Origin of the sequence: Streptomyces caelestis (assembly GCF_014205255.1) — a bacterium.
Lineage (GTDB): Bacteria > Actinomycetota > Actinomycetes > Streptomycetales > Streptomycetaceae > Streptomyces > Streptomyces caelestis.
This window is the reverse complement of sequence record NZ_JACHNE010000001.1, coordinates 3068419-3079900: the sequence shown is the minus strand read 5'-3', so window position 1 is coordinate 3079900 and position 11482 is coordinate 3068419. Positions and strand designations below refer to the sequence as shown.

General features: G+C 72.1%; 8 protein-coding genes. All 8 read left to right on the top strand.

Features of this window, described 5'->3' with window-relative positions; genetic code table 11:
- The first annotated feature begins 25 nt into the window (after positions 1–25).
- The 8 genes from HDA41_RS13865 (at position 26) to HDA41_RS13830 (ending at position 11482) form a co-directional block, all read left to right on the top strand.
- Complete coding sequence (locus tag HDA41_RS13865) at positions 26–1765, top strand: GTP-binding protein (RefSeq protein WP_260423545.1); 1740 nt, start codon at positions 26–28, stop codon at positions 1763–1765.
- A 328-nt stretch (positions 1766–2093) separates the two neighbouring features.
- Positions 2094–2570, top strand: a complete 477-nt coding sequence (locus HDA41_RS13860) for a single-stranded DNA-binding protein (RefSeq protein WP_184983887.1) — start codon at positions 2094–2096, stop codon at positions 2568–2570.
- Positions 2571–2849: 279 nt separating this feature from the next.
- Positions 2850–4259 (top strand): Cys-Gln thioester bond-forming surface protein, encoded by a 1410-nt coding sequence (locus HDA41_RS13855; RefSeq protein ID WP_184983885.1) that lies wholly within the window; start codon positions 2850–2852, stop codon positions 4257–4259.
- A gap of 57 nt (positions 4260–4316) precedes the next feature.
- Positions 4317–4757, top strand: a complete 441-nt coding sequence (locus tag HDA41_RS13850; RefSeq protein WP_184983883.1) for a GNAT family N-acetyltransferase — start codon at positions 4317–4319, stop codon at positions 4755–4757.
- A 147-nt stretch (positions 4758–4904) separates the two neighbouring features.
- A complete protein-coding gene (locus HDA41_RS13845) occupies positions 4905–6365 on the top strand; it encodes a GlnX family signal transduction membrane protein (protein WP_221511507.1) in 1461 nt (486 codons plus the stop codon).
- Between the two features lie 29 nt (positions 6366–6394).
- Positions 6395–7432 (top strand): glutamate ABC transporter substrate-binding protein, encoded by a 1038-nt coding sequence (locus tag HDA41_RS13840; RefSeq protein ID WP_184983879.1) that lies wholly within the window; start codon positions 6395–6397, stop codon positions 7430–7432.
- A 49-nt stretch (positions 7433–7481) separates the two neighbouring features.
- Positions 7482–8816 (top strand): coiled-coil domain-containing protein, encoded by a 1335-nt coding sequence (locus HDA41_RS13835; protein ID WP_184983877.1) that lies wholly within the window; start codon positions 7482–7484, stop codon positions 8814–8816.
- A 17-nt stretch (positions 8817–8833) separates the two neighbouring features.
- Entirely contained in the window at positions 8834–11482 is a 2649-nt protein-coding gene (locus HDA41_RS13830) for a serine/threonine-protein kinase (RefSeq protein WP_376706786.1), read from the top strand.

Genomic DNA, 11482 nt, shown 5'->3' with positions numbered 1-11482 from the left:
CTCCTCCTCCCGGACGGACTCCCGCATGGGCGCCCGTCCGGACTCTCGCATGGGCGTCCGTACGGACTCCTCGGCCGCCTGGGACGACGGGCTCATCGCGCGGCGGGTCGACGAGACCACCGCAGGAAACCAGTACGCCGTGGTCGACACCCGTACTGCCGCCCCGCCGACGGTGTCCCCGCTGGAGTACGACGGGCCGCTGCACTCCCGGCTGGAGGCGTTGCGCGAACTGGTGGGGCTCTCCCGCACCCGGCTCGACAGCCGGACGCTGGCGGAGGCGGGTCGGGTGCTCGACGAGGCGTCCGCGCGGCGCAGGCTCTCCGGGCAGCACACCGTCGTCGCCATCGCGGGCGCCACGGGCAGCGGCAAGTCGCAACTGTTCAACGCGCTCGCCGGGGTGGCCATCTCGGAGACGGGAGTACGCCGTCCCACCACCGCGGCGCCCATCGCGTGCAGTTGGAGCGACGGAGCCGCGAGTCTCATCGAACGGCTCGGCATCCCACCCCGGCTGCGCCGGCGTCCGCTGCCGACCGGGGACGGGGAGTCCCAGCTGCGCGGACTCGTCCTCGTCGACCTGCCCGACCACGACTCCGCGGCCGTACAGCACCGAGAGCACGTGGACCGCATCCTGGCGCTCGTCGACGCGGTCATCTGGGTCGTCGACCCGGAGAAGTACGCCGACGCCGTCCTCCACGAGCGCTATCTGCGGCCGATGGCGGCCCACGCGGAGGTCATGTTCGTCGTCCTCAACCAGATCGACCGGCTGCCCGGGGAGGCCGCCGAGCAGGTCCTCGACGATCTGCGGAGGCTCCTCGACGAGGACGGCATCGCCCTCGGGGAGTACGGCGAACCGGGTACGACCGTGCTCGCACTGTCCGCGCTCACCGGCGACGGCGTCTGTGAACTGCGCGAGGCGCTCGGCCAGTTCGTCGCGGAGCGCACGGCGCCGGCCCGCCGTATCTCGGCCGACGTGGACATCGCGGCGGCCCGGCTGTGGCCCGTCTACGCCACGCAGCGGCGGACGGGGCTCAGCGAGCAGGCCCGGGAGGAGTTCGCGGACCGGCTCGCGGACGCCGTGGGCGCCACGGCGGCGGGCGAGGCCGCCGAACGCGCGTGGCTGCGCAACGCCAACCGCGCCTGCGGGACGCCCTGGCTGCGGTTGTGGCGCTGGTACCAGGACCGCGGCGAGCCCGCCACGGGGCGGCTCCCCTCGCGCACGCAGGCCGACGAGGAGGCCACCGCCCGGCAGCGGGTCGAACAGGCGGTACGGACGGTGGCCGACCGGGCCTCGGCCGGCCTGCCCGCGCCCTGGGCGCTGGCGGTGCGCGAGGCGGCCGTCCGCGGCTCCCAGGGGCTGCCCGAGGCGCTGGACGAGCTGAGTGTGCGCGCGGGAGTGCCGACGGGACGGCCGCCGCGGCCGGGGTGGTGGCCGGTGGCCGTGCTGTCCCAGGCCTCCATGACGATCCTGCAGTTCCTGGGTGGCCTGTGGCTGCTGGGCCAGATCGTGGGGGTGATGTCGCCGAACCTGGGCGTGCCGGTGCTGCTGATGGTGATCGGCATCGTCGGCGGGCCGCTCATCGAGTGGAGCTGCCGGATGGCTGCGCGGGGGCCGGCCCGGCGTTACGGCCTGGAGGCGGAACGCCGGTTGCGGGAGGCGGCGGCCGGGTGCGGGAGGGCCCGGGTGCTCGATCCGGTGGCGGCGGAGCTGCTGCGGTATCGGGAGGTTCGGGAACAGTACGGGAGGGTGGTGGGGGCGCGGAGGTGACGCATGGGCGGGAGCCTGGGGCAGGTGGTGACGCCGCGGCCGGGGTGGTGACGGCGGAGGCGGCGTGGCGGTCGTGAGCGCCGCAGATGCGGCTCGGCGTCGCTCACCGTTCGGCGTCGCTCACCACACGGCGTCGCTCGCCACTCGGCGTCACCCGTCCCGTATGGCGTCACCCGTCCGGGTGGCGGCGTTGTCCACAGGCGGGCGGTGATCCCCAGCGCTCAGCGGGCTCGGCCCGGTGGCGGCAGTCTGGCAGACACAGCCGTACGGGACGGGCCCGTACGCATGTCGGCCCGGTGTCGCAGTCCGGGCGAGGGAGGGGTTCGCGATGAACGAGACGATGGTCTGCGCGGTCGGCAGGGTGGCGACGCAGCCGGTGTACCGGGAGATGGCGTCCGGCCCGTCGGCGAGGTTCCGGATGGCCGTGACCGCCCGCTACTGGGACCGCGAGAAGAACATGTGGGCGGACGGGCACACCAACTTCTTCACGGTGTGGGCCAACCGCCAGCTCGCCACGAACACGGCGGCGTCGCTGACGGTGGGCGAGCCCGTGATCGTCCAGGGCAGGCTGAAGGTGCGGACCGACGTGCGTGAGGGGCAGAGCTGGACCTCGGCGGACATCGACGCGGTAGCGATCGGTCACGACCTGGCCTGGGGCACCTCGGCGTTCCGCCGCGCCGGCCGGCCGGAGACGGCGTCCGGGCCGACGCAGCCGGAGCCCAACTGGGAGACTCCGTCAGGCGGTTCAGCGGAGCCCCCGGACGTTCCGGCTCAACAGCCTCCGGAGCCAGTCGCGTTGACGTGACGTCAATCACCCGCCTGCCTGACCGAACTGCGGCTTATCGGCGAGTGCGCACCGAAAGATCGGCCGTGGACTTGTCGATAAGCCCTGCTCACAAGGGGTCTTGGCGATAACGATTCCGAGTCGGATCACTGCTCCGACCGTCTCACCGGTGAGCGGCGTCCGCCGCGTACCTAGGATGCCGGGCATGGCTCTCGGGGCTCTTGCGGCCTGCGAGGCTTCTGATTCTGCAGGTGGGACCGTACCCCCCACATCGACGGGTCCTGCTCGAAGGGGAATTTGGTGTTTGCTTCGTTCTCTGCGGTGTTCGTACGCAGGCGAGGGGCTGCTCGCCTCGGCGCCGCGACGCTCGTGTCCGGGCTCGTCGCCGCGGGCGTGCTGACCGGTGCCGGCCAGGCGACCGCCGAGGAGACCACGCGGAGTCAGGGCGGAGCGACCGCGACGATAGCCGGGCTCAAGACGTACGGCACCGCGGTGATACACGGCGGCACCGGGGACCAGCAGGTGTCGGCGGGCCTGTTCGAGATGTCCGTCGAGGGCGGCGGCATGCTCCAGACGTACTGCGTCGACCTGCACAACCCGACGCAGCGGGACGCCAAGTATCACGAGACGCCCTGGAGCGGCACGTCCCTGGGCGCCAACAAGGACGCCGGCCGGATCCGCTGGATCCTTCAGAACTCCTACCCGCAGGTGAACGACCTCGCGGCGCTGGCGCGCAAGGCGGGTGTCCGCGGTGCGCTGACCGAGCAGGACGCGGCGGCCGGCACGCAGGTGGCCATCTGGCGGTACTCGGACGACGTCGCCGTCGACGCCCTCGACCCGCAGGCCGAGCAACTCGCGGACTACCTGGAGAAGAGCGCCCGGAGTCAGCCCGAGCCGAGGGCCTCGCTCACCCTCGACCCGCCGGCGGTCTCCGGCCGGCCGGGGGAGCGGCTGGGCCCGGTGACGGTGCACACGAACGCCGGCAGTGTGACGGTGAGCCCGCCCGCGGACGCCGCCACGAGCGGGGTCCGGATCGTCGACAAGCAGGGCAAGGCCGTCACCTCCACGACCAACGGCGGGCAGGTGTTCTTCGAAGTACCCGAGGACGCGGCGTCCGGTACGGCAGAGCTGACCGTGCAGGCCTCGACGACCGTGCCGGTCGGCCGTGCCTTCGCCTCCGAGAGCAGGAGCCAGACGCAGATCCTGGCCGGTTCCAGCGAGTCCACGGTGTCGGCCACGGCGGCGGCGACCTGGACGAAGGAGGGCGCGATCCCGGCACTGTCCTCGGCGAAGAACTGCGCCGAGGGCGGCGTCGACATCATCGCGTCCAACAAGGGCGACGAGCCGTTCACCTTCGAACTGGCGGGCCTTGAGCACACCATCGCCGCGGGCGAGTCCCGAACGGTGACGGTCCCGCTCCAGGAGGACCAGGCGTACGACTTCACGATCCACGGCCCGGGCGGCTTCACCAAGCGCTTCACGGGCATGCTGGACTGCCGGATCCAGGGCGGCGAGGCGGGCACGGCCACGCAGACCCTCAGCCAACCGAGCCCGGCCTCGGTGGGCGGCACGGCCACCGACACCAACCTCGCCGAGACCGGCAGCTCCGGGGTCACCCCCCTCATCGCCGGCATCGCCATCGGTCTGCTGCTGATCGGCGGAACGACCCTGATCGTGCTGCGCCGCGGGGAGATACCGACGGGGGACTGACGGCCACGCTCCGCCAAAGGCCACTGCCCGGGCAGGCCCTCGCTCTACGCTCAGCCCATGAAGATCACAGTGCGGGCGGCGGCCGAAGCGGATCTGGCAGCGCTGCTGGCCCTCTACGGCGAACTGAACCCGGACGACGCGCCGTTGCCTCAAGCGGCTGCGGACGCCGTCTGGGCGGCCATATCCGGGCAGCAGGGGCGGACCGTCCTGGTCGCCGAGGCCGACGGCACGGTGGCCGGGACGGCGGACTGCATCGTGATGCCGAATCTCACCCGTGGTGGTCGGGCCGTCCTGTTCGTGGAGAACGTCGTGGTGGCCGGCCGCTTTCAGCGGCGGGGCGTCGGGCGTCGACTGATGGAGGCAGCGGTGCGGCTGGGGGAGTCGGCCGGCTGCTACAAGGTGCAACTGCTGGCGGCGGACGACGAGTACGTCCACAGCTTCTACGCAGCGTGCGGTTTCAAAGCCCTGGCGCAAGGGTTCCGCCGCTACGTCGAGTAGCTGTGCGGATTCCCGACGGAACCGAACCGATTCCCCGGACGTGTTCCTGAGCAAGGGGTGGTGCCTTGCGCTGCGATCGGATCAAGATCGAGGCAAGGCCGGTGCGGATGTCAGTGCCGGAAGGGATACTTGCGGCGACGGATGACCATGGGGGAGGTCACAGTGACACACCTGCCGACGAGCAGCACACCACCAACGAGCCCGGGCCTGCGCACCCTACCGGCCGTACCGGCCCAGCCGGCACCACCGACGCAACCGGCCCCAGCGCCCCACGGCCGTATGGAACCCGAGCGTCGGCGTACCGCCTTCGCCGAGGGACTGGACCAGCTCCGCGCCGCCGCCACCACGGAGCCCGGCCGCCTCCGCATCATCGGCGCCCTCCTCGCTCTCCTCGTCGTCGCCTTCGGCGCCGTCACCGCCTGGCAGATGACCGACCGCGCGGCCGCCGCCGACGATGTCCTCACCAGCAGTCAGCCCCTCAGTTCGGACGCGGCCGACATCTACCGCTCCCTCGCGGACGCCAACACGGCCGCCTCCAGCGGTTTCCTCGCCGGCGGCCAGGAGACGGCCGCCTCCCGCGACCGCTACGAGAAGGACATCCGCACGGCCGCGGACAAACTCGTCAACGCCGCCGCCAACTCGGACCCGGACTCCCCGTCCGCGGCGACCATCGCCAAGCTCAACAGACTCCTCCCGGAGTACAAGGGCCTGGTCGAACGCGCCCGCACCTACAACCGCCAGGGATTCCCGGTCGGCGGCGCCTACCTCCGCTACGCCAACGAGAAGATGCAACAGCAGATGCTCCCGGCGGCGGAGGACCTGTACAAGAAGGAGAACCAGCGCCTGCGTGCGGACTACGCGGACGCCACGCCTTACCCCTGGGCCGCCATCGCCCTCGGCGTCGCCGCCCTGGCCGCCCTCGCCTGGGCCCAGCACCGCAACTACCAGCGCACGAATCGCGTCCTGAACCACGGCCTGGTCGCCGCCACGGCCACCGCGACCGTGGTCCTCCTCTGGCTGCTCGTCGGCCACAGTGTCGCCCGCGCCGGCCTGAACGACTCCTACGACCACGGCGTCCGCTCCCTGAACGTGCTGCACGACGCCCGTATCGCCTCCCTCAAGGCACGGGGCAACGAGAACCTGACCCTGGTGGCCCGCGGTGCCGAGACGAAGAAGGTCGGCGAAGACACCTACGACGCCTACGACTACGTCTTCCGCATGGACATGGCCGCCCTGGGCAAGCATCTGGCGGCCGCCGGGAAGCTCGCCGACGACGCATCGGGCGAAAGCCCCGTCACCGCCGCCGTCGGCAACATGACGGAGTGGAAGAAGCGCCACACGGCGGCCCGCGAGCAGGACGAGAAGGGCAACTACCAGCAGGCGCTGGACATGGTCATCGGCTCCGACAACACGACCGGCGAGTGCTTCGACAGCGTCGACGACAACCTGCGCACGGCACTCGCGCACGAGCAGACCGAGTTCAAGCGCGCGGCTGGTGACGGCCGGGACGCCCTGACGGGCCTGTCGGCAGGCGCGGCCGTCCTCGCGGTGCTCGGTGCCGCGGGCGCGGTGCTGGGCATCGGCCGCAGGCTGTCGGAGTACCGATGAACGGGACACGAGTGAAAGGGGGCGCGACCATGCGAGCACGACGTCTGCGGGCCAGTCTGAAGGGCTGGGGCGGGGTGGCCGCGATGGCGGTCGTCTGCGCCCTGGTGGCCGTCTTCGCGCTGTGCGTCCCGCTGTACGGACCGGGGACCGTGGACGGCCAGGCCGTCGCGCAGTCGGCCCGGGTCAAGGCCGAGAAGGCCGACGAGGACTGCGAGGCCCCCGAGAAGCAGACGCTGTCGCCCTCCTCCGCCGACGGCGACACCATCCAGGCGATCAAGAACCGCGAGGGCGACAAGCGCAAGCTGGTCGTCGGCGTCGACCAGAACAGCTACCGCTGGGGCTACCGCGACCCCAACAGCGGCAAGACCGCGGAGCTGGAGGGCTTCGACATCGACCTGGTCCGCCGCATCGCCGAGGACATACTCGGCGACCCGAAGGCGGTCCAGTTCAAGGCGATCCCCACCAACCAGCGCATCCCGGCGATCCGGGACGGCCGTGTGGACATGGTCGTCCGCACGATGACGATCAACTGCGAGCGCATCGCGGACGTCGCCTTCTCCGCGCCGTACTTCAAGACGGGACAGCAGGTCCTGGCCCCGAAGTCCTCGCCCATCACGGGCTACGACGACACGCTCGCCGACAAGAGGATCTGCACGGCGGCGGGCTCCACGGCGTACTCCACGCTGGAAGCGGACCAGAAAAAGGGCGAACTCCCCGCCACCGCCGACATCTCCAAGACGGTGCCGAACCAACTCGACTGCCTGGTCAGGCTGCAGCTCGGCGAGGCCGACGCGGTGGTCACCGACGGCGCGCTCGCCGCGAGCCAGGCGGCACAGGATCCGACGGTCCAGCTCAAGGGTGACGCCTTCACTGCCGAGTACTACGGCGTGGCGATGAAGAAGGACGCCGACGATCTGGTACGCCGGGTCAACCAGATCCTGGTGGACTACCGGAAGGACACCGCGAACGGCTGGCAGGCGTCGTACGACAAATGGCTGTCGGCAACACTGGGCAAGGATCCGGAGAAGTCGAAACCACCGGCACCGCTGTACCTCCGCACAACCTGACCACTGCACCGACCCCCAACCGGCACACAACCGCAGCGAGAGGTGATCGATGGGCGTCACGGGATCCACCGGGCCGGTGATGGACCGGGACGAGGTGGACCGTGCGCTGGCGCGGCTCGGCGCGGAGCACGAGGCGATCGAGACCTCGCTCCTCGCCCTCCAGGACCACGCGGGCCGCAGACTCCTGGAGGGCGCCGAGCTCACCGGCTTCACCGAGGAGCGCTGGACGTCCACGGAGGCGTCGATCACGCTGTTGTGGACGTACTTCGACGCGTACACGGACGCGTTGCGCACCGCCCGGGAGATCCGCGCCCGCCGCCGCTGGTCCAGCCGCGAGGATTTGGTGGAGCTGACGGAGCTGCTGAACGGCGAGTCGGTCACGGTCGCGGGCAGCGCCACCGCCACGGCCAACGCCCCGACGCTGCACGGCACGGGGAACAAACTCAGCGAACGCTACTCGCTCGCCACCCTCGTCGACCGGATGAACGAGCTGTACGCGACGAGCCTGGACATGGTCGTCGCGGCCGACGCGGTCTGGTCGGCGCTGCCGGCCCGGATCGATCTGCTGGCGGCCGAACTCCAGCGCACCCGTCGGCTCGCGCACTCGGTCGGGGTGCGCCCCGGTGAGCACCCGGCGGGCGACGATCTGGAGCGCATCACCCGCACGCTCACGAAGCTGCGCGAGCAGGTGGTGTCGGACCCGCTGGCGTTCTGGCAGCCCGCGGAGGGCAGTTCGGCTCCGGGCGGCGGCAGGCCGGACACGACTGTGTACGACCGTGAGGCACGCGCCCTGGAGGACGTACGCCGGGAGATCGACGCGGTTCTGACCGTACGACAGGACGCCGAGCAGCGGATCGTCAAGCTGCGGGACGTCCTCAGCCGCGCGGACCGGACGCTCGCCGAGGCGCGCACCGCCCGCGGCGAGGTCCTCGCGAAGATCGCGGCGACGGAGGTACCGGTGGTCAGCGGACCGCCGACGGCGTTGCAGGAGCAGCTGGCGGCGGCCGCGGAGTACCGCAGACAGGCCCAGTGGCACCGCCTGTCCCCGCTGCTGGAGTCGCTGGAGGAGAAGGCGGAGGACGAACTGCTCCGTGCCCGCGAGTCGTTGACCGCGGTGACCGCGCCGCTGGCGGTTCGCGCCGAGTTGCGCGGCCGTCTCGACGCGTACAAGGCGAAGGTCGCCCGGCACGGCTTCGCCGAGGACACGCTGCTGATCGAGCGGTACGAGAAGGCCCGCCGCATGCTGTGGAGCGCCCCCTGTGACCTGCGCGCCGCCGAACAGGCCGTGCTGCGCTACCAGCAGGCCGCCGCGGAACTGCTCGGCGGCCCGCGGGTGCCGGACCAGGGTGTGCCCGAGGACGGCCGGACGGGGCCGGGCGCATGAGCGACAAGGGGGAGTCCGTGAGTCAGGCACCGAACGAACCACCGAACGAGCCACCGAGCCAGTCACCGGGTGGGCCGCAGCGCACCTGCCAGCGCCCTGCCTGCGGCGGCACGTACGAAGACGTGGGCGGCGGCGAACTGTACTGCGACACCTGCGGCCTGGCCCCGGTCGTCGCCCCGAACGGCATGGTCGGCTCACCCCCCACCGGCATCACCGCCGGCGGCAAGGGCGGCTCCCGCGGCTCCCGCGGCTCGGGGGGCAGCGGCAGCTCCCGCTCCAGCAGCCGCAGTTCCCGTACGTCGTCCCAGTCGTCGAAGTCCCGCCGCTCGGTGTCGGGACGCCTCTCGCGCTCCCTGTCGGGCAAGGCGACGGGCCGCTCGGTGTCGGTGCGCAGCTCCGGCTCCGCCGCCGGTTCCTCGTCCCGGGGCCGGCTGGGCGCCGGGCTGGTCCAGGTGCCGCCGATCCCGCGGCCCGACCCGCGCGAAATGGTCCTGGACAACCCCGAGGTCCCGGAGCGGAAGCGGTTCTGTTCGCGCTCCGACTGCGGCGCCCAGGTGGGCCGGGCGCGCGGCGACCGGCCGGGGCGTACGGAGGGCTTCTGCACCAAGTGCGGCCACCCGTACTCGTTCGTGCCGAAGCTGAAGACCGGGGACGTCGTGCACGGCCAGTACGAGGTGGTGGGCTGCCTCGCGCACGGCGGTCTGGGCTGGGTCTACCTGGCCGTCGACCGGGCGGTCTCCGACCGCTGGGTGGTCCTCAAGGGCCTGCTGGACACCGGCGACCAGGACGCGATGGCAGCGGCGATCTCCGAGCGGCGCTTCCTGGCGGAGATCGAGCACGCCAACATCGTGCGGATCTACAACTTCGTCGAGCACCTGGACCAGCGCACGGGCTCCCTCGACGGCTACATCGTCATGGAGTACGTCGGCGGCAAGTCGCTGAAGGAGATCGCCAACGCCCGCCGCACCCCGCACGGCAGGCGCGACCCGCTGCCGGTGGAGCAGGCCTGCGCGTACGGCCTGGAGGCCCTGGAGGCGCTCGGCCATCTGCACAGCCGCAACCTGCTGTACTGCGACTTCAAGGTCGACAACGCCATCCAGACCGAGGACCAGCTCAAGCTGATCGACATGGGCGCGGTGCGCCGGATGGACGACGAGGAGTCGGCCATCTACGGGACGGTCGGGTACCAGGCGCCGGAGGTCGCCGAGGCCGGTCCGTCCGTGGCGAGCGACCTCTACACCGTCGCCCGCACCCTCGCCGTCCTGACCTTCGACTTCCAGGGCTACACGAACGTCTACGCCGACTCCCTGCCCGACCCGGACCACATCGAGGTCTTCCGGCAGTACGAGTCGTTCTACCGCCTCCTGGTCCGCGCCACGGATCCCGACCCGGCCCGCCGGTTCGCCTCCGCGCAGGAGATGGCCGAGCAGCTGACCGGTGTCCTGCGGGAGGTCGTCTCCCTCCAGACGGGCCGCGCCCGGCCCGCCCTGTCCACGCTGTTCGGACCCGAGCTGCGGGTCACGGACACGGAGTTGTTCCCGAAGCTGGACGGTGAGGTGTCGCGGCTCGGGGCGAGAGTGGTGCGGAAACCGCGCCGCTCCGCGACCGCGGCGGCGCTGCCCGCCGCCTCCCACCCCTACGCGGCCCAGCTTGCCGCCGGCCCCGGAGGGGCCGCAGGGCCGGGCCCCGGTGGCGCGCAGAGCCTGCCGAACCTCCACAGCCTCGTCAGACCCGTCGACACCCCTGCCGCAGCTCTCGCCCTCCCCGTCCCCCGCGTCGACCCGTCCGACCCCAACGCCGGTTTCCTGGCGGGCCTGATGACCTCCGCCCCGGCCGAGCTGCTGGGCGCCCTCGCGGCGGCCCCGGCCCCGTCGATCGAGACGCGGCTGCGGCAGATCCGGGCCTGGCTGGAGACCGGCGATCCGGCCGCCGCGCTGGAGACGCTGGTCAGGCTGGAGGGGGAGCGGCCCGACGACTGGCGGGTCGTCTGGTACCGGGGCGTGGCCGCGCTGGTGACGGGCGACGACGAGGGCGCCGCTCTCGCCTTCGACGCGATCTACGACGCCTTCCCCGGCGAGATCGCGCCCAAGCTGGCGCTTGGCCTGTGCGCGGAGGTGCTGGGCCAGCTGGACAACGCCGCCGAGTACTACCGGCTGGTGTGGTCGACCGACCCGAGCTATGTGAGCGCCGCGTTCGGGCTGGCCCGCGTGCAGCTGGCGACCGGGGACCGGCGCAGCGCCGTACGGACGCTGGAGTCGGTCCCGGAGTCCTCCATCCACTACACGGCAGCGCGGGTGGCCGCCGTCCGCGCGCGGCTGCGGCAGCGCACGGCGACGGCCTCCGACGTACCGTTCCTGGAGGACCTCACGGCCGCCGCGGCGCAGGTCGAGGCCCTGGAGGCGTACGGTCTGGACCCGGCGCGGCGCGAGCAGTTGTCGGCCGAAGTCCTCGGTTGCGCGCTGGACTGGGTACTCTCCGGGGGCCAGGGTTCCGCCCCTCCCGCCGCCGGAGGACGGACGCTGCTCGGCAGCGGCCTGGACGAGCGGGGCCTGCGTTTCGGCCTGGAGCGCTCGTACCGCACGCTGGCCCGGCTGGCGCGGGGCGGCGAGGAGAGGATCGACCTGGTGGAACGTGCCAATCGTTACCGCCCCCGGACGTGGGTGTAG